The following is an 18,213-nucleotide window of genomic DNA, read 5'->3' as shown; positions in this document are numbered from 1 at the left end:
GAAACTGGTTTGGTTGTATGAACCTGTTTGTCCAAAGGTGATGCCGCTCAAACCTAGCCAAGGTCCGGCGATCTTGTACCATTCTTCTACGTTTTGAGCTGATATGGGGGTTTCCCACCAGTTTATTGGCAGAGCAGTGGTGGAATATGGACTCTTGGAGACTTGTTCTTCTTGGACGATTAATGTTACAGGTGCGCTCATGCTTGGTTCCATGATTAGTCCGCCCCATCCGGGTCGGGGGGTGGCGTTTGCATCGTTTCCTGTTAGGGTTTGTCCGGCATAGAATAATTGGAAGGTCCAGTTACCTACGCGATCAGGGACAAATGTTGTGTATGAGCCGCCTGTTGAGTCGCCGTTGAAGGGACCTAGGGTTGTGTTTGTGCCGTCAGGATTCATTTGGATAACGGTCATGCCCGTTGGGCCTTCGCCTGTTGCCAGAGGGGTTGCTAATAAAAAGTTGATTGTAACGGTTTGGCCTACTCCAATGGGGTTGGGAGCAACATTAAGATAAGCATATGTTGGGATGCTTGTGCCGGGTGGAGGATAGATTTGTCCTGTGTTTGGTGCAATGAATATTGATGACGCTATAGCAAGTATCAGTATTGTTGAAAATAAAATTGCTATGTTCCTATTTTTCTGCATTTTGTTTTTCTTCCTTTGTGTTGAACGATACGAGAATAACTCGCTCGTTTTCCAAAAAGTTGTCATTGCAACTACTATTTATAATATTCCAATAGCCACCCTAAGATACGCTTAAATTTATGGGCGAAAGTGTTCCATTTTATAGAATTAACGTTTTTTGGTACAGGCTTAATTACCATGGAGGTATCAGGGGGTTGTTCCACTTTTGATTTCTCAGTAAAAATGGAACACTATTCCTCGTTGTAGTTTTGTTGTCGACCACGCACCCACAAAATCGCAAACAACACAAACGCAATCAAAATGGCGCATAATGCTATGGCCAGCACCGCCATCAAATCAAGATCTTCCAAAGACCCCTTGCTGAGCGGATCATAAAAGATTGCTGTAACCATATACGTATCCTCAGAGGCTATGTAGAAATTGTAGCTTTGTGCTTCAGATATCATTGTGCCGTTTTGGAGCCAGCCCATAAACTTGTAATTCACAGCTGGAGCTCCCGTTAAAAATTCAAAAGACCCCGCCTCAAACAAATAAGGCGTGTCTAGGTCATGGTTGATGGTGCCGCCTTGGAGTTCATATTGCCGAAAGATTACGGTGGCGAAATTTTGCTCAACAAAAGACCACACACCATACAACACTATGTTGTTAGTTCCTGCTATGATACTGTCAGGCACCACAGCACTTAGATCAGAGACCACAAAATCAGGATCCACCGCATTATAGGCATAAGCCCAGCCCATAAAATAATAATTATCTGCAGTAAGATTGAAAGGATTAGCAGCAACACTAACCATATCCCCAACATTGTAGAAGAAATGATCATTAGGAGCTGAGCCTGCTGCATTTATGGCTGTACTTGGAAAATTGGCATTATAACTCAGAGTAATCAAACTTCGCGTACCATACACAGTGAAAGGTATTATATATGCAGGCGTAGCCGTCCATGTACCTGCAGTACCAGCCGCACTATTTGAAAAAACATTACTATAACCCATATTGCCTTGCACAAGTAAATAGGCATCCATATTGGAGTTATACACACTTGTGGCTAGGTGCACTATCACTAAACAATATTTTGTATTGTTAATAGTCTGATAATTGCCGTCAAAAGTGAAAACTAAATCCGCCCAGCTTCCAGCATAATAATCCACTGCGTATAGTTGATCTGACTGAGCCAATACCGAACCAACAGGAGTTAATGCTGTGGCATCTGCTGAAAATATCAAACACTGAAAATATTGATCATCCGCGGGCACATAAGGCATGCCTAAAGTTAGTTCTACTTGGGTGATGTAATCGCCGCTACCCGTAAATGAAATTGACTGATAACTATTAGCACCGGATCCAGTATAGACTGAGGGGTGAAACACATTTTGGTAAATCATATCGGGTGTTTCTTGAATTTGGTCTATTATATCGGGCTGTGTTATGATGCCGTAGGCTGTGAAGCATATGCCTTGGTTGGGTGACATGGTGTTCCAGGTGGCTGAACCGCCTTGAGTCATAACTATCCCGCCATTAACAGGGGGTGATGTGCTTGGCGCATATACTGTCACATACATGTCAGTGTGCCAGACAGCATTCCCGCCTGTGTTGAATATCATCCAGTAGGTTTCATTTTCTATTAGTCTTGGCAGGTCTGAGAAGGTAAAGTTCATTTCGCCTATTCTTGGGGTGAATTGTATGTTTGTCCAGCTCAGCTGGTCGCTGTCACTTATCCATTGATCAGGCGCGCCGTTATTGTCGGTGTAAATTGAGATGTATAGGTAGGGGTGATTTAGGATGTTCCATACTACTCCGGTGCCGCCTACTTTCTGAAGCACTAAGCCAATGTATGCAAGATATTCGCCGTCGGCATTGAAGCTAAACGCTATGCTGGTGGCGTTGTGGCCGTTGTTTGCACCTGTCATGAAGGGTGAGAGGTAGTAGGGTGTGCCTGCGGTGTCGGTTTTGCTGGTTTGATCGATGATGTGGTCGGCAACGGTTGAGCCGCCGCCGATTACAATTTGGCCATCTGCGGGAGTAGTGTATGTTAGGCCTGCAAATATGGCGCAGAATATAATCAGAATTAAGGCAGTGGTGATAATGTGGTTTTGGGTTTTTAGGTTAATTTTAGATGTATACATTTTTGGGCAAATACCCCTACCTTTTTGGTGTAAACTTTGCATGTGTTGATTTCCCTAAAAATGGGGGGTGGATTGAGCCTTTTTCGTGGGGTCACGAAAATGGTCAGGTTATGCTTTTGGGGCGACTATGTTGCATGTGGCGTAGTAGGTGTAGGTGCCGGCAGCTGAGGGGGTTATAGAGATGCAGGCTCTGCCGTCGATGTTGGTGGTGGTTTGGCCGACTTTGTTATCATTTTGGTCATAGAATACGACGGTGTGTCCTTCTTTGGTGGTTAGATGCAGGCCATCAGATAGGGTGGTGGTTAATGTTACGCTGTCGCCCTCAGTTATGGTGTTGACGCCCAGTTTGACTTTGCTCAATGTGGCTTGGTCGGGGTCGGGGTCGGGGTCGGGGTCGGGATCGGGGTCGGGATCGGTGGGTTTGGGATTGACGGTCAGTGTGTCAGAGGCGGGGGATACTATGAGGTATCCTGCGGCTAAGACGGTGCTCATGGTTGCGATTAGGGCGATTAGGCAGAGGGCTAGGATAGTTTTTTTGGGTACGGTTTTGGGTAGATTCATCTTATTTTGTTCACCTCACAAACGAGAGTATGATTATTGCAATTGAGAGGCCGATCATTACCGAGGTAAAGACGGCGCCAATTACTTTGCTAAGCGGCCAAGCATCTGCGGGTAGGGGTTGGTTATTGGCATCTAACTTGGCTGCTGGGATGGGTTTGGTTTTTGGTTTCTGTGGTGGTTTTTCTTTGGTTTTCTTTTTTTCTGGCGGGGTTTCTGGGGGTGTTAGGTGGGGGTGGGCACGGTAGTAGGCCGCTATAACTTCCTCCTCTGTCATTCTGATTGGTTCGGGTTTCTTTGTTGTCCTTGCGCGTACTTTTCGGACAGGTTTCTTTTGGGGCATTATTCGCCATACCTCCGCATCCTAGGATTACGACGAGACGACTTGAATGCTAAGAACCAGGCCAACCCATTGAGTATGATTAGTACGAAGTCCATGAGAGCCATGAAGTAGAAGCCCCATTGAAACGCGATGCTCCAGGGCGATCCATCGTAGCTAAGCACCATAGCAATGGTAAGTATGCAAAACGGCAGGCTGATGATGTTGCACATAATTGCCCGGGCAATGTTGGGCTCATTCGGATTAAATATACCCTCATATAGGCTGATGAAGAAGAAGAGAAAGCTAAACAGCACCGAGACTAACAGCTGAATTAAAAAGACTGCATCAACAGCCACTCACAGCAACCTCCTTAGCTGTTTTTAGCCGATACCATTTCTGTGCACTAACCAACTCAACATATGTGCAAACAAATAGTACGACGGAACATATCGCCAAACTAACTACTTGAAATATAGAGAGAGGAGCAATAGACATAACGACTAGTAATAGTGCAGCACATATTGTCACGATTACACTGAGTATGCATAAAATTGCATATGTCATAGTGTAAAGTATTTTCTTTATGTCCGTGCCCTCCGCTTATACCACATGACCAAAGTCACAGCAAACAAAGATACCGCGGCGACCGTGCAAACCAAAAGGACCACATCACCCAGCAACAACCTATAGACCTCCTGAGAGGACCCAGACAGCAATGAGAGCCACTGCCGCAAGTCCAATTATACCCAAGACTATCCACAGCAGTTTGTTGCTTCCTTTGGCTTTGCCTCCTAAATCACTTCTTAATTGCGCGCCCTTTGTGATGCCTGCCTGCTCAGCCTGATCCAGCATTATATTCACTTCGTCTTGGCTGTCCCAGGATTCAAAGTATGTTTTGAGCATCGTAGTATCCATATTAAACAGGGTATAGGTAGTTTGCTTTTTCACAGTCTGCTCAGCAGTTGTATTGCCTTGCGAGAGATCTGAGGGATCAACTGGTGCAGTGGTGGAGACTTTAGTCTTTTCTTCAATGCTTATGCGGACAGTTTCAGCCCACTCCCGTATCTCCGGGGGTAGAATCTCTTTATCTTCAACCGTCTGTATAGCCAGCTGAGTGGTGGCCGGAACCATAATGGTGTGGCCCTCAAAGGCGAAAAATACTGGTTTGCGAATACCTTTCCAGGTAAACTTTTTGCTCAAAGCCTTGTTGGTAGTGTAGGGGATGACATAGATTTCACTATCCAACCCCTTACTGCCAACTTCGATGTATTGACCCTCTTTACCACAGGGTTTCACACGAATAACACTGATGTTACCGGCCAAATCCATCTTGATAACCGTTAAGCATTTGCTGAATTTAGCCAAAAGAAACGTCATAGCCTCAGGCGTAAATAATAAGGGACCACCCAAGATGAGCATACCACCCACAACACAACAGATAATGGTGATTATCATACCAATAGGATCAACTGCGGCGACGCTCATCCGAAAAGTGACCCCCAGAAACCTTTCTTACGCTTATTTTGCGCGCCTTCAACTTCAGCGATGTTTATGTTACGCGTCTTGGCGCTTATCTGCATCAACAAAAACCCATTAACCGGACTGTTGGAACGCATACCAATAGCCGCAACCACATTATCAATCAGCTCTTTTTTCCTTGGGTCTTTGGTACGCTTCTTCATACGCCGTGCAGTACGGGTTGCCTTCATCACAAAGTATTGTGCGTCTAACCCCGTGCAGTTAGTGAGGTAACTAGTACGCATTGTGTAGGGATAGAGGGGTGCTAAGAGCGGCTCATAGGTAGGGCTCTCAGGATCAAAGAGTGCAATCCACTTATCATCATCAGTCACCATCTCAATATAGCTCACATCATTAGCCGACTGAATCTCACTATTGACGCCCAATTCGTCACGTAAGATGTCGCGGCGGCTCTGCTCACGCAAATACTCAGATGCCGAGGGTTCATCGGGTTCAGTTCTACGCCCAACCATTGTTATTTTTCCTTCTTTTGTTTTCAACCATAACTTCGTGTGTCAACCATGGCTGCCCAGGCATATGACGGCAGAGAACCGAAATAGGAAGGGAACAGTTCTCTGCCGCCTGTATGTCAGGTGACATTATACCGATCCTTAGCGGAAGAGCATAATGGCAGCAAGAACCGCGGCACCAATCAGAGCCAGCACAACTAGACCCAAAAGCGGCCATGAAGAGTAGATGATGTTGGTTGTGTTACCAAACGCATCTACGGCTTCGGGTGCAGCGTTTAGGCCGGTGAAGACATTTGCGGTCTGAGAAACCATCGCTAAGCCGACTGCGGAGCCTACCGCTACGGTTATGATTGCAATGATAATCATCAAGATTCCAAATCCTTGTTCTGCCATGTTAACATCACGCTCCCCGCCATGGTTAGGCGAATGAAGGCTAACACCACGTTAGCATTGACAACTGTCTAATTATTTGAATGTATATAAGAAATATGTCAGAAATTCTGACACAAACTAAACAAATGTCAAGTCTTCGGCTCTGCCAAAGCTTTGTAGAGCAGACCGGCAAAACCAAAGATAATAAAGCTAATTCCCACAGGACCCGCCAAGGGAATCAGTGCCGCATACAGTGACCCCACAATAAACCACAGCACAATAAGCACCGTTAGGTTTTGGTAGCGTATATAGAGTGCAATACTTATGATCAGGACCAGTATGTAGAAGAATGATCCGCCTAAACTGTAGGTCCAGCAGCCCAAAATGAAACCTGCAAAATCCCAAGCCAGCAAAGGCTGCCAAAGCGGCGACGTATCAATACTCCAAGTCCACACCGGATTAGGTACGGGATCCTGAGGATTAGAAGAAGGAGAAATAGGCGGAATAGGCGAGGGCGTAGGCTGTGCCGTATCAGTACCCCGGATTATATACCACATCTTAAGCGCCGGATCAGTCGCATTAACCTGACCACCCCTAAACCGATACATAACCGCCGCTGTATCCGAACTATTCTGCACAACTACCTGCAAACAAGGCGGCACATCATCAAAATTACTCAAAAAATTATTATTAGCCGCAATAACAAGCAAATAATCACCATTCAACTGCAAGGTACCATCAAAATAAAAGGTCAACTCATTAACATTAGTCGAAATAGTATTAAACAACACAGGCAGACTGAGAGCTATTAAATTAAACCCCGATGAATCATAAGACGTAGCTATACCCGCAACCATCTCCCCATTAGTTGGAATAGAACCCAACCGATTAACCTTAACAGTAACACTGGTTAAAAATTTTCCCGAGGCAGTAGAAAAACTTTGCAGCAAAGCAGAGTTAGCCGTAGTCACATCTGAACGTCCAGTAGCAATAGAAATTTTCTGAGAGGTGTCATTAAATACATTTTGATCCACTACGCCATCTGGCGGCGGCGGGGTTGGCGGGGGTGGAGTTGGGGTTGGTGGATTTTCAGGAGTAGCAAACAAAGCAAAGGTCATGTTTCTAGTTGATATTATTTGCCAGCCAGTAGAAACTAAACCATACGTTACCCCCGAACTGCGTAAAGTATTGGCTGGAGCTTGAGAAAAATAATTATGCTGCACATAACCTAAACTACCCGCTGCAGCAGTAACAAATTCTACTGCAACAAAGTATTGTTGATTAGCGGGTAATCTTACATTATTAAAATTAAATGTAGTAGTGTAAGTAGTAGTAGTAGATGATAAAATAGTATTAAGGTTAACACTACTGGATTCTGCTATAAGCGAACCAATAGTAGTGCCATCAAAATTATAAATTTTAGCAACTGCTGTTCCTGCAGTAGCTGTGCTATAGCGAGCTAAATTAAAAGTAACTCTATCTATAAATACATAATCCTCAGTATAAAAAACGTTACCAATAGATTTTTGATTAGAAGTAATCATTGACCCCACTTCATTGGAAGCGATGTTAACGGGATTACAGTAAGCGTAAGCTTCTGTTGGCGGCGGGGGTGGAGTTGGGGTTGGTGTGGGGGGTCTGGGCGTTGGAGTTATTGTAGGTGTAGCAGTGGGAGTTGGGGTTGGTGTGGGTGCTGTTCCGCGGGTACCCATAAGAACAAAGGGTATATTGGTGCTCTGCAATATCCACGATCCGCTGCCTAATCGATATAGGGTTATTACACGTCCCAAGTCACCGCTAAAAGATGTGGAAGAATAACTCAAAATATTAACCCCATCATCTACTGAGGAGGTTCCCGTAAGCGTAAAAACAAGGTAGTATGCATTGGCAGGTAAAATTTGACTATTAATATTTAATACTACACTATTTAGTGTTCTTGGTAAATCGGCATAGTTATATAGAAAACTTTGCAGCTCAGTGTCGGGCCGGTCATAGTTGGGATCTTGGCTATATATTGAAAGTTTCAATTGCCCCGCGGTATTGTCACTGATACGCTGCAAGGTGACTTGTATACTGTCATATGAGCGGTCATAGATAGTGCGTGTATAAATTGCTAACCCCGACAGCCCATATGCACCGCTTATACGTACTGTGTTACCGGTAACTTGTCCTGTTCCCATAACAGTATTGAAGACTAAACTTTGCGCTGCTATAGGTTCAGCAGAAAACAAACTCAAACCAACAAAAGACAAAATGACAAGAACAGCAATTATCTGATTAAACATTTTAGTATTCATTTAGGGGTCTCCCGCTGATTAATTCAATTACAAATGATACCATAAGAAAGCCCCAAATTGCTACCAAGGCCATATCAAATGCTAACACCACATTGGATGCTAACGGATCAAGGGGAAAGGCACTGCTTAATTGCAATACAAGCATAGGAAAGCCCGCTACCAAGGAGAGCATCATGCTAAAGTACCACGGAATAGAACCCATAATGTCACCTATGACTCCCAGAAGAGTGGGCGGATCACGGGTACTCCAAGCTGTAGCAATTTCTCCAGGATCACCATATTGGACTGCTGCAGAATCCAACGTCTGCTCAGGAGTGGAAATGGCGCTAAATAAGTCAATGACACCTAAACCCTGCAGAGCAGTAACCAATCCCATGGCGGCATTGATGCAGACAAAGATAAGCAATAGTTGGGCTTGAATTCTCATGTTTAGCCGCCCCTCCGCTTCCAATACGTGATAGCTAACAAAATCATCAGACAAAAGGCCGCAACAAAGACACCTGAATTAAGGGTCAGCCAGCCAATCCACCACAACATAATCGATACGACAATGCCTGCAAAGGTACCCAGATAAGAGTTTATGGCGCTAAACACGCCAAAGACTACCAGTATGATTATGGCCGCTACGATCTGCTCTGATGGTATGCCCATAAAGTTACCAAACACTGCTAAGTCAATGCGCGGGGAATTCGCGGATGCGTCCCCGCCAATAGTCTGCTTAAAGGTGAGCTGGCCAAAAACTGTATGGTTAACTTGCGCAGTTAGAAAATATACTGCAGAGGGTGAAACGTCAATCCATAGGTCACTAAAACTGGTGGTGTCTTCATGTAGTATGGTGAAGACTATGTTGTCTTGTTGGTCAGTAATGTCGTATGTTACGCTTATGGTTCCGCCTAAGAGGTCTTCGTAGTTTACGCGGATGGTGTCGGGGGTGGGTTTGCTGGCGGTTAGGTGTACGTATTGGTATTGCCAGATGGTTTCTTGGGGGAAACTCATGGGGCTGATGGTTAGGGTGATGACGCTTGAGGTTATGGCTACGTTGCCAAAGGTGAAGGTGGTTCCGTCTTGGAAGATAAGGGTTATGCGATAGATGCTCTCGGGTCGCAGTGTGAGTTGTGCGGTGTTGGTGGCGTCTATGGGGCTTTTGGCTGCAATTGCTGGGGTTCCCTGGACGCTTAATAGTTCGGCTTGGACAAATATTCCGGGGTTGACGCCGCCTAAGGTGCGCATTACAAAGGATATGGGCTGCAGGTTGGGCAGTGAGGAGTATATGGTGTAGTTGCCGCTGTATTCGTTTTGGTCTAGCCAGTATTGGCGTGTGATGTTGTAGCCATAGTAGTTGCTGAGGTCGTATTGGAAGTAGAGTGGTTGGCTGGTTGTTGTGTAGGTGTAGGGGCTGCCATTAGCGGGGGTGATGAAGTTGTCGGGGGCGTGGTTGGCTGTGGGTGGGTAGATGACTGTTACGTTGGCGCCTGTGTTGACGGGGGTTAATCTTGTTTCGTCGATGAGGCCATTAAATGTGTAGGTGTAGGTGGTTTGTGCCTCAGCGGGTACCAGTGATAACGCTGGAAGTATACATGCCAAGAGCAGTATTGCAGCTATGAGCAGGTTACTTTTTTTGTACAAGTACAAACCATCCCTTTATTTTCTCTGTAAACACGGGTTGAACAATTAACACTTCAAGCTGTGCTTTGGGTCCCATGCCGAGTTTTTGCTCCGCTTGGATCTTTGCGATTTCGCATGCAGCGTCGCTGGATAATTCTGCATCATGCACCCATAGAGCCTTCATCATCTTTTCTTTACGTAAAGATATGTCTGGCAGGGTATGACGGAAAGCGTAATCGTTAGCCACTGTACCAGCTCTCCGTGTCGTTGCGTGTGCCAAATATGAGGAACCAGAGGACGTAGAAGGCTATGAGGACCGGTCCCCAGAGTGCGCTTAAGAATTTAGTCATTGAGAGGGCGGTGTCTGCCTGCAGCAGACCCATACCGTGTAAGAAGTTGGTGGCTATGGCTATTATGCTGTAGGCTAAGGGCTGTGTCACATACCAAGCGATCGCCGTGATAGTGCATAATGCCAGGCAGACTAAGGCGGCAAAAACAGGATTCAACGCTTAGCCTCCTTTTTTACTGCGTCGACATTAATCTTATCCTCACATAACCTGTATAGATTCAAAATACCTAAACAGCTCATTATTGGCGAAGCAACTATCAGAAAATACTCGGTCTCTACTAGACCGGCAACAAACCCAGCTCCACCCATTACAGATAGAAATATAGCTATCAGGAAAACTCCGAGGTTTATTTTGGCGGCCTTTACTTTGTCGGTCAGTTTAGGCCCCTCCAAAGTAGACTTGTCTTTGTGTGTATTGCCATACCCAGATGGCAAGTGCGAATATGCCGATGACTAAAAAGCCCATAAAAACTACTGTGATAAATTGGTCAGCGGTGATGATGGCATTATCCACCAGACCCATCTGAGTCATTATAGTCCGTGACACAGCCTGTGTCACACCAACTACCTGGGTGACAGTAAACCAGGCAACCGCAACCACCACTAAGTACACTATGATAGTTGCGAGCTGGTACGCGAAATTTCCCAGTTTGAAATACGGATTGTAAACTAACGGCGTCTGCGCCGTCTACGATTACCTCCACGCTTTTGGTTTCCTTGACTGGGACCTGCAAAACTGATGTGGCTGCCTCGGCTCTGGCCGCCGCCAAAACTTATGCTTTCTCGGCGCTGATGATTACCCGCAAAAGAAACATGCTCGCGTCTGCTGTTAGTGCCATAGCTGATGTATTCCCCACCACGCCGGTCATAACTAATATGTTCCCCACGCGAACGGTCTCCATTGTTTTGGGGACGATTGCCGCTATTTTGCGAACGATTAGAGCGATTCCGAGTACGCTGTATTGGCTCGCGTCGATTATCTACGGTCCAGTTGCCGGTGCTGGTATGTATAGTCCGTCCGCTAATCAGCGGGCTGGTCGCAGTGTTTCTCTGGACCCGGGCACCATATCGCATACCTGCATCTGCGGCTTGACCGGCAGCTCGTTTAGCACCCTGATAAACTTTCCCCGCATTCTCCCTTGTGACCACTCTTTTGGCTTCATCTTTAATTTTACGTGCGGCCTCTTTGATCACCATCAGCGGCGCCTCCTGTGACCACGATCCGGCGTACCCGGTTGATTGTAGTGGACTAAGCGTTTGATGCCGCCGCCTTGGCGATCATCCGCATCATTATCCCCATCAGTATTATACACACCGTGGAGGACGCGTTTAACAACTGGATTCTTTTTATTGCCCATTATTGTTTGCTCCTTTTGCGTCGCCCGCTTTTCTTAGAAGAGGATTTACGTTTACGAGTGACTGGCTTGGTTTGTTTAGAAGTAAGGGGACCGAACAAACTCACACGCTTAGTTTTACCGCCAAATTGATTCAGCAAATCCTTGGGCAATGGAATAGCGTGTGTCTTTTTAGTTACATGACCGCTTCTGAAATTGAATGGTTTCTGGCTTGATCCACCTGGAATACCTGGCAACCAAGGTACTGGAAAAGGTAGACGCGACTGCGGATTAGATTGCGGAGAAGAACCACTGCCGCCAGTTGTGGTCTCGCTCCAAGGATCCTGCCGTTGCGGCGTAGGAATATAGAGCGCTGGTTGCTGTATCTGAGGCACATCAAATTTTGGCGACTGCTCTTGAATCTGAGGTACGTCAAATACTGGAACTGACCCGCGCTCTTGTGTCTCAGCAGGTATAAAACTAGGCACTGATGACTTTTTCTCTTGGGGCATTTGTTGCTCAATAGACGCTGTTTCAGGTCTTTGTGAAGATGTCTCTATGGGCTGATCATATACGCCCGTGGGAAGATATTGACTTCCAAGTAATTCACGATGTCTGCTGCGAGGAGTAACACGAGCAGTCACATCCACATTTGATCGCATATTAATCACACTGGCGGTACGTTCTTCGGGACGTGCACCAAGTACCCGTCGACGCCATGCCTCGGATGCATATAATCGGGTAATCTCAGCTGTAGTCATACCACGCAACATAAGGGTACGGTTTATGCCGCTTTCTCCACGTGCGCGTTCTGCATCTAAGGGATTAGGTCTCATGTTCACGCGGCCCATAACGCTGGTTGTAGTTCGACCATAAATTGCATTAAACAGAGGGTTGTTGCGTTGGTATAGGAAGGGGTTGCCTGTTTGGTCTAGTTCCCATGGACTGCGAACTTGTTCTTGGGTTTGTTGCGGCTGGGCTTCGGTAGTTGTGGGTGATTGTCTGCGTCGTGATTGCGCGGTCCATCGGCTACGTGGAATGTTTACTGGTGGTTTATACTCTACAGCTGTGGCGTCGGTTATGGTTTCAGTTACGATTGGTTTTGGTAGGGATTCAGTTGTTTGAACTGTTCCGCCTGAGCCGTTGATTACCCCGTCTGCGACGTTGTCGGGTGAGATGGTTTGTCTGCCTTTTGGTGTAGTGGTGGGTTGTTTTCTGTAGAAGTCGTTGAGGTTTGTGCGGGGTCGAGATGGTGCGGGTTTGACTATGCTGTCTGAGAGATCCTTTAAGGTGGATTCGCTTTCGCGTAGATGAGATGGTTTTTTGTTGTCACCTCCGCCTTGCATGTCAAAAGGTTTGCCGGGGGATTCGCTGCCGTAGGTTGTGCCGCCCATGGCGCCCAGCAGTTCACCGACATTCACCCTGCCTGAGCCTACTCGTCTGACGCGGGATCGGGTGGTGGGGGTTCGGCGGGCTTCGGGTCTGCTTAGGCCGTAGTCTTTGGGCATTACTGTGAAACGTTTGCGGCTACTGCCATATATGCGGCGTTCGCCTGGTTTGCCTAAGTATTCGGGGTAATGATAGTTGGCTCTGCCTGGCGAGGGCGCTTCGACTAGGTTGATTTTGCGGGCGCCGTATGATCTGCTGTCAGGAGATATGGGGCTATGCGGCAGGTTGATGTCCAGCGGTGTAGATGGACCCGGTACAAGCGGGTTAGATTTGGGTGATGTAGTTGGTGGTGGCGGAGTGATTACTGTTATGGGAAAGTCTGGGCCCGTGACGGGTACATCTATTGTTGTGGGTGGACCTGTCTCATGCGGTCCTGCATCGGGAAGATCTATCAGGGGCTTTGTTTTGCCTGATCCAGAGGCAGGTGTATCTATAATTGGATTAACTGAAGATTCTGAGCGAGGAGATACGCCTAAAATGTTGTTAGGTGTTCCAGCATCTAACGGTGACAAACTTACTGCTAATGAATCTACAATATCCAAGTTTAATCCTGGTGATTTTGTTATAGACCCAGCTGCTACGGGAGCTATACCTACAGGTCCCACAATACTTGAAGATAGATCACTTGTTAAGAGATTGTTTATATCGCCATTGTATGCGGCAAGTCTGCCTGATCCAGAGAGAACTACATCACCGCCAGTCTGACCTTTACCGCCTGCACTTCCAGGCAACAGCCATTCACCCTCACCCGATCCGCCGCGGCCTCCACCACCAGAGCCGGCACCACCACCGCCCCTATTAGCAACATAACGGCCATACAAACCCAGTGCACCTTCAAAGGCTAAACTGCCGCCAAACGCAGTCAACACACTAAAACCAGTCTTCTGCAGGTTTCCGCCGCTGGCAACATAACCCACACCACCAGCCAAACCAGACCAAGCAGAAGCACGAACCAAACCACCACCAATAGCACCTTTAAGACCTGGAAATCCAGATGCAGCTAAAGTTTCTGCTCCAAATACATTGCCTAAACCTAAACCACTTATATCTTTGAGTACCTCAGAATTTAGTATACTACCTATTTTGCCAACAGTGCCAAAACCGGCTTTTATTACTGGTCCTCCAACTGTTGCAAATAGTGCGCTACCTGCGCCAGCCACAACAGTATCCCGTACACTTAGAAATTCGCCATGTTCAAAGTAATTAAAAACATTTGATACACCTGCACCTACACCAAAAGCTATTCCATAATTAGTTGCTATAGAGGTTAAAGATGCACCTGCCGCTAATGATGCTCCACCAGTAACTGTTGCGGCTATAACAGACGCACCGACAATACCCGTATCGATCCAAGTTTTAACCATCTCACCATGTTTAGTTGTAAAATAATTGTCAATCACCCAGGCATTGTATAGGTCCTTATTGTACTTCGAAGTATTGATCAGATAGGTGGTTATGTCTGCGTGTTGTTCGGCTGAGATATTTCCCTGTTTTAACATGCGGTCAGCTTTAGCTTGCTCTAACCATATCATGGCTTCAGCATTGAGATAATCTGCGTTGGGCGGCGCATCAGATACTATCTTTATACGTTCAGCTGGAAGCAATGTCTGGGGCAGCAGATTAACAGGTCCAACTTGAGGATTCTGCATAGGTCCCACAAACAAATCAGGCGAATTCTTAGCAACATATTCATCCGTAAACTCAGGAGGCTTAAACGCAGTCCCAGAACTAGAAGCTTTACCGGGAATAATGGGCGGATTATACTTGTAGTCGGTGGGCGGCTTATACATATCACCCGCTATATCTTTAATGATCTCACCTTGCTTGCCTATTGCTGTGGCGTGTTCTTCGGGTGTAATTACATTGTCTTTTAGGGCTTGGTCAAAATTTTTCTGCTGATCCAAAGCCTCTGCCAAAGGATTAGATGCGGGTGCACTGTAGCCTAGTTGTTCCATGTAGCCTGTGTATTCATCGTAGCGCTGATCGTATTCTTCTCGGGAGATCTGGCCATGCTGCAGCTGATAGGATAGATTGTCACGTTCATTCTGCCAATAATCAACCGTATAACCCCCGCCGCCTGGTACCTTAACGTAATTTCCTGTAGACTGACCACCGGTTGATGTACCAATACCAGGCGTTACACCTGTACGTGCGCCGCCAGTAGTGGGGTCATAGGGCAGAGGTGAAACTGCGCTGCCTTCTGTTGCTTTAGCCTGCGCAATCAACACCGTTTGCGTTCTATAAAATTCGTTATACTGTGTTTGGTTTATGGTTCCTGCTTTGAGAGCATTTTGCGCATTTGCTAATTCAGCTTGCAACTGAGCAACACTGGCCATTTAGGGTTTTCTCCTTTGGGTTTTGAGTGCCTTTTCATTTGCGCGCAGCATGCGCCGGTAGAGTTTGTTATGTTCGCGTTTACCTTCTGCTGTGGTGGTTCGCAAGAATGGGAATAGGCTGGCGCTTCTTTTTCTATACGTACGACGCTCAGACAATTGTCCAGCACACATACACACACTTAAACAAATGTCCAATTTAAACCTTTAACTATACTAACACACGTGTTTAACACAACATAAAAATAACAAATGTACAACAATACAAAAATAAACTAAGTATCGGACTACGCAATATAACTTTAAATACAAACAACCGCTAAAATTAACCAGAGGGGAAACACATACCAAGCATATGGAACGACATACCTTGGGAAGAAAAAACAATCAAACAAGCAACCCAAGATGACGAAACAGAAGCCACCTTAATTTTTAAACGTATAATAAAATTCAAATGGGGAGACAATGAAGTTGAATGTCTTAATGGCAGATTTGACATAGACCTAACTGATCCAGACGTAAAAACAATACTAGACTGTGATGATGAGACACTTGTTGCAGAAGCCTGTCAAGCAGCACTAGACTACATACCACAACACATGTTAAATATAGACACACCAACTTTCGATAAAATATTTTCTAACTTTTCACTTAAAGACCTTATGACACTTAATGGCCCACCGACTTTTGAACGGAAGAAAAAGTAAGATCTGGGATAAGTTATGGTAAATTTGCATAAACGTAAAAATCGAATAATCATCTATCTGCTCTGTGGATCCTTAACTGGATTTCTTATCGCTTTGATGGTGTGGAATTGGGCAATATTTTCTCAGTTCTCAGGGGAAGTTGCAGTTATGCATACAATGATTGCTGGTGTATTTGGTACTGTGGTTGCGGCTGTGCCTTATGCTATTTTGGGTGAGTTTGGTTATTGGTTGTATATGCGAAGAAGACCGCGACGAATAGTAAGAGAATATTATTACTAAGCAGAGGTCAAACGTACCATGGGAAGGTTAGCTGCAGGATTTCCAGCCACATTTGTCTTACAGTGGACCTGCAAAAAGGGTCAATATGTTTTTTAAAGAGTAAAAAATGGGGAAACAAAAAACAAAAATCAGACAATTGTGACGCTAAAACAATAAACGACCGGCAAACACCCAGGTCCACAACTGCAAAACGAAATATCTGGTGAATAGTCAAGCTTATCAATCCTTGACAGCCCATGTGTCTTCAAAGTATCCACAAACTCCTCTGCACTCACACAATGTACAACACCTCCATTTAGCACGTATGAATATTTAGATGCAGGGGATCCAACTGTTAACCCCTGGGACTCAAAGTAGCTAATAGTTGTTTGGAGTTCTTGATGAGTTAGATATCCTTTGGGGATTTCAGCAGAAATAGTAAAGATGATGCTTTGGCAATCCACAACGTTATCATTAACATCAAAAGCGTAAACATACAAAACATGAGCGCCGTTATATAAGCGGAAAAATTCAGTGGGTTCGGTGTAAGTAATATTTGAATCCCCACTTAGAGTGCTGATCTCGTACAAAGTCATCTTTGGAACCTCTAAAGAGTTATCGACCTTGTACGTATATTCACCATCTAATTCTAGAAAATAGGTGACTCTTGCTACTGCATCACTTGCTGTAATATTGAGCATAACCTTGTTTATTTGGTATGTGGTATCGTTTTGGGGTGAGAGAATTTGAACCTGAGGGCCCGCAGAGGTTTGCTCTATCGGGACATCTCCGATATTGAGACTGGTAACGGCACTGTAAGTTCCAGCCAAAATCAGACAGACTATCACACCAGCTACAATCAACACAATTAAGCTCTTTAAATATTTCATTCTATCACACCAACCATGTTGATATTTCCAATTTATCCTTTAAAACCGCACCATATGAAGTTTACTCAATTAAACATAAACCACAAGATGGATCACAGTATCTCCAGTCACATAATCATAACAATGAACCTTCACAAAAAAACTAACCAGTTTTTAAAAGAATAAGAATAGAGAATAAAAATTAGCTAATTATGACCTTAAGATAAAAAATTGTTGGTAAACACCCTTCATATACAAAACCCTGAAATGTGATCTCTGGGGAATTGTCCCATTTACTAATTGTGCTGATGTTCTTTGCCTTCACAGCAGATGCAAACTCTTCTGCACTCTGAAAATAGAAAAGATCACCAAACAAAAAAATCTTATCTTTAGGTCCAGGCGGCATAATTGTCAACCCCTCAGACTCAAAATAACAAAGGATTTCCTGATATTCTTGGTAAGTCAAATGGCCCTTTGGGATTTCAGTAGAAATAGTAAAGGTGATGCTTTGGTAATCCACAACGTTCCCGTTAGCATCAAAAGCATAAACATACAAAACATGAACGCCGCTATATAAGCGGAAAAATTTAGTAGGTTCGGTGTAAGTAATATTTGAATCCCCACTTAGAGTGCTGATCTCGTACAAAGTCATCTTTGGACCACCCTGTACATAAGTCTCGAACTTGTACGTGTATTCACCATCTAATTCTAGAAAGTAGGTGATTTTTGCTACTGCATCACTTGCAGTAATATTGAGCACAATATCATCGTTTACTAGGTATGTGGTGTCATTTTGGGGTGAGAGAATTTGAACTTGCGGCCCATCAGGTGTCTGCTCCATTGCGGTATCTTGGATACTGAGGCTGGTAACAGCACTGTAAGTTCCAGCCAAAATCAGACAGACTATCACACCAGCTACAATCAACACAATTATGCTCTTTAAATATTTTATTTCATCACACCAACCATGCTGAAGTTATTTACTTTATAATTTACGTCCGCGT

22 protein-coding genes are annotated in these 18,213 nt (G+C 45.2%); 1 reads left to right on the top strand and 21 read right to left on the bottom strand.

Features of this window, described 5'->3' with window-relative positions; translation table 11 throughout:
• The 19 genes from FWF39_RS04450 to FWF39_RS04360 all read right to left on the bottom strand — a co-directional run.
• A partial coding sequence (locus FWF39_RS04450) for a hypothetical protein (RefSeq protein WP_343382238.1) occupies nt 1-642 on the bottom strand: 642 nt, incomplete at its 3' end.
• A gap of 230 nt (nt 643-872) precedes the next feature.
• Nucleotides 873-2,768, bottom strand: coding sequence for a hypothetical protein (locus tag FWF39_RS04445; RefSeq protein WP_343382237.1), 1,896 nt, complete (start codon nt 2,766-2,768; stop codon nt 873-875).
• A gap of 108 nt (nt 2,769-2,876) precedes the next feature.
• A complete protein-coding gene (locus FWF39_RS04440; RefSeq protein WP_343382236.1) occupies nt 2,877-3,329 on the bottom strand; it encodes a hypothetical protein in 453 nt (150 codons plus the stop codon).
• Between the two features lie 10 nt (nt 3,330-3,339).
• Nucleotides 3,340-3,669, bottom strand: coding sequence for a hypothetical protein (locus tag FWF39_RS04435; protein ID WP_343382235.1), 330 nt, complete (start codon nt 3,667-3,669; stop codon nt 3,340-3,342).
• Nucleotides 3,669-4,004, bottom strand: a complete 336-nt coding sequence (locus FWF39_RS04430; protein WP_343382234.1) for a hypothetical protein — start codon at nt 4,002-4,004, stop codon at nt 3,669-3,671. Before FWF39_RS04430 ends, FWF39_RS04435 begins: the two co-directional genes overlap by 1 nt.
• Before the next feature lie 328 nt (nt 4,005-4,332).
• A complete protein-coding gene (locus tag FWF39_RS04425) occupies nt 4,333-5,133 on the bottom strand; it encodes a hypothetical protein (RefSeq protein ID WP_343382233.1) in 801 nt (266 codons plus the stop codon).
• The gene (locus FWF39_RS04420) at nt 5,130-5,639 is read right to left on the bottom strand and encodes a hypothetical protein (RefSeq protein WP_343382232.1); all 510 of its coding nucleotides are present in this window, start codon (nt 5,637-5,639) and stop codon (nt 5,130-5,132) included. The genes FWF39_RS04425 and FWF39_RS04420 overlap by 4 nt, the downstream gene beginning before the upstream one ends.
• A 138-nt stretch (nt 5,640-5,777) precedes the next feature.
• The gene (locus FWF39_RS04415) at nt 5,778-6,029 is read right to left on the bottom strand and encodes a hypothetical protein (protein ID WP_343382231.1); all 252 of its coding nucleotides are present in this window, start codon (nt 6,027-6,029) and stop codon (nt 5,778-5,780) included.
• Between the two features lie 128 nt (nt 6,030-6,157).
• Nucleotides 6,158-8,305 (bottom strand): hypothetical protein, encoded by a 2,148-nt coding sequence (locus FWF39_RS04410; protein WP_343382230.1) that lies wholly within the window; start codon nt 8,303-8,305, stop codon nt 6,158-6,160.
• Nucleotides 8,295-8,732 (bottom strand): hypothetical protein, encoded by a 438-nt coding sequence (locus tag FWF39_RS04405; RefSeq protein ID WP_343382229.1) that lies wholly within the window; start codon nt 8,730-8,732, stop codon nt 8,295-8,297. Before FWF39_RS04405 ends, FWF39_RS04410 begins: the two co-directional genes overlap by 11 nt.
• Nucleotides 8,733-8,734: 2 nt before the next feature.
• Nucleotides 8,735-9,931, bottom strand: coding sequence for a hypothetical protein (locus FWF39_RS04400; RefSeq protein ID WP_343382228.1), 1,197 nt, complete (start codon nt 9,929-9,931; stop codon nt 8,735-8,737).
• On the bottom strand, nt 9,915-10,157 hold the full coding sequence (locus FWF39_RS04395; protein ID WP_343382227.1) for a hypothetical protein: 243 nt from the start codon (nt 10,155-10,157) through the stop codon (nt 9,915-9,917). Before FWF39_RS04395 ends, FWF39_RS04400 begins: the two co-directional genes overlap by 17 nt.
• A complete protein-coding gene (locus tag FWF39_RS04390; RefSeq protein ID WP_343382226.1) occupies nt 10,150-10,350 on the bottom strand; it encodes a hypothetical protein in 201 nt (66 codons plus the stop codon). The genes FWF39_RS04395 and FWF39_RS04390 overlap by 8 nt, the downstream gene beginning before the upstream one ends.
• A 62-nt stretch (nt 10,351-10,412) precedes the next feature.
• Nucleotides 10,413-10,652: a hypothetical protein gene (locus FWF39_RS04385; protein ID WP_343382225.1), complete on the bottom strand. Its 240-nt coding sequence runs from the start codon at nt 10,650-10,652 to the stop codon at nt 10,413-10,415.
• On the bottom strand, nt 10,639-10,818 hold the full coding sequence (locus FWF39_RS04380; protein ID WP_343382224.1) for a hypothetical protein: 180 nt from the start codon (nt 10,816-10,818) through the stop codon (nt 10,639-10,641). Before FWF39_RS04380 ends, FWF39_RS04385 begins: the two co-directional genes overlap by 14 nt.
• 110 nt (nt 10,819-10,928) lie before the next feature.
• A complete protein-coding gene (locus FWF39_RS04375; protein ID WP_343382223.1) occupies nt 10,929-11,456 on the bottom strand; it encodes a hypothetical protein in 528 nt (175 codons plus the stop codon).
• Entirely contained in the window at nt 11,456-11,617 is a 162-nt protein-coding gene (locus tag FWF39_RS04370) for a hypothetical protein (RefSeq protein ID WP_343382222.1), read from the bottom strand. Before FWF39_RS04370 ends, FWF39_RS04375 begins: the two co-directional genes overlap by 1 nt.
• Entirely contained in the window at nt 11,617-15,378 is a 3,762-nt protein-coding gene (locus FWF39_RS04365) for a hypothetical protein (RefSeq protein ID WP_343382221.1), read from the bottom strand. Before FWF39_RS04365 ends, FWF39_RS04370 begins: the two co-directional genes overlap by 1 nt.
• Nucleotides 15,379-15,534, bottom strand: a complete 156-nt coding sequence (locus tag FWF39_RS04360; RefSeq protein ID WP_343382220.1) for a hypothetical protein — start codon at nt 15,532-15,534, stop codon at nt 15,379-15,381.
• A 563-nt stretch (nt 15,535-16,097) separates the two neighbouring features.
• Between FWF39_RS04360 and FWF39_RS04355 the strand changes: the two genes are divergently transcribed.
• Nucleotides 16,098-16,361 carry a hypothetical protein gene (locus tag FWF39_RS04355; RefSeq protein WP_343382219.1) on the top strand — a complete coding sequence of 88 codons (264 nt, stop codon included), beginning with the start codon at nt 16,098-16,100 and terminating at the stop codon, nt 16,359-16,361.
• 128 nt (nt 16,362-16,489) lie between these two features.
• Here the strand turns inward: FWF39_RS04355 and FWF39_RS04350 are convergent, their stop codons facing one another.
• On the bottom strand, nt 16,490-17,230 hold the full coding sequence (locus FWF39_RS04350) for a hypothetical protein (protein WP_343382218.1): 741 nt from the start codon (nt 17,228-17,230) through the stop codon (nt 16,490-16,492).
• 181 nt (nt 17,231-17,411) lie between these two features.
• A complete protein-coding gene (locus FWF39_RS04345; protein ID WP_343382217.1) occupies nt 17,412-18,137 on the bottom strand; it encodes a hypothetical protein in 726 nt (241 codons plus the stop codon).
• Nucleotides 18,138-18,213 lie beyond the last annotated feature (76 nt).

Source organism: Candidatus Bathycorpusculum sp. (genome assembly GCF_009778815.1).
GTDB classification, from domain to species: Archaea; Thermoproteota; Bathyarchaeia; order Bathyarchaeales; family Bathycorpusculaceae; genus Bathycorpusculum; species Bathycorpusculum hydrogenotrophicum.
Note: the sequence above shows the minus strand (reverse complement) of the source record. Positions and strands in the feature narration are given on the sequence as shown.

Coding starts and splice junctions, on each gene's coding strand:
- FWF39_RS04370 (WP_343382222.1), bottom strand. CDS start 11,617: ATGGGCAATAAAAAGAATCCAGTTGTTAAACGCGTCCTCCACGGTGTG.
- FWF39_RS04375 (WP_343382223.1), bottom strand. CDS start 11,456: ATGGTGATCAAAGAGGCCGCACGTAAAATTAAAGATGAAGCCAAAAGA.
- FWF39_RS04440 (WP_343382236.1), bottom strand. CDS start 3,329: ATGAATCTACCCAAAACCGTACCCAAAAAAACTATCCTAGCCCTCTGC.
- FWF39_RS04410 (WP_343382230.1), bottom strand. CDS start 8,305: ATGAATACTAAAATGTTTAATCAGATAATTGCTGTTCTTGTCATTTTG.
- FWF39_RS04420 (WP_343382232.1), bottom strand. CDS start 5,639: ATGGTTGGGCGTAGAACTGAACCCGATGAACCCTCGGCATCTGAGTAT.
- FWF39_RS04425 (WP_343382233.1), bottom strand. CDS start 5,133: ATGAGCGTCGCCGCAGTTGATCCTATTGGTATGATAATCACCATTATC.
- FWF39_RS04405 (WP_343382229.1), bottom strand. CDS start 8,732: ATGAGAATTCAAGCCCAACTATTGCTTATCTTTGTCTGCATCAATGCC.
- FWF39_RS04435 (WP_343382235.1), bottom strand. CDS start 3,669: ATGCCCCAAAAGAAACCTGTCCGAAAAGTACGCGCAAGGACAACAAAG.
- FWF39_RS04445 (WP_343382237.1), bottom strand. CDS start 2,768: ATGTATACATCTAAAATTAACCTAAAAACCCAAAACCACATTATCACC.
- FWF39_RS04365 (WP_343382221.1), bottom strand. CDS start 15,378: ATGGCCAGTGTTGCTCAGTTGCAAGCTGAATTAGCAAATGCGCAAAAT.
- FWF39_RS04355 (WP_343382219.1), top strand. CDS start 16,098: ATGGTAAATTTGCATAAACGTAAAAATCGAATAATCATCTATCTGCTC.
- FWF39_RS04350 (WP_343382218.1), bottom strand. CDS start 17,230: ATGAAATATTTAAAGAGCTTAATTGTGTTGATTGTAGCTGGTGTGATA.
- FWF39_RS04415 (WP_343382231.1), bottom strand. CDS start 6,029: ATGGCAGAACAAGGATTTGGAATCTTGATGATTATCATTGCAATCATA.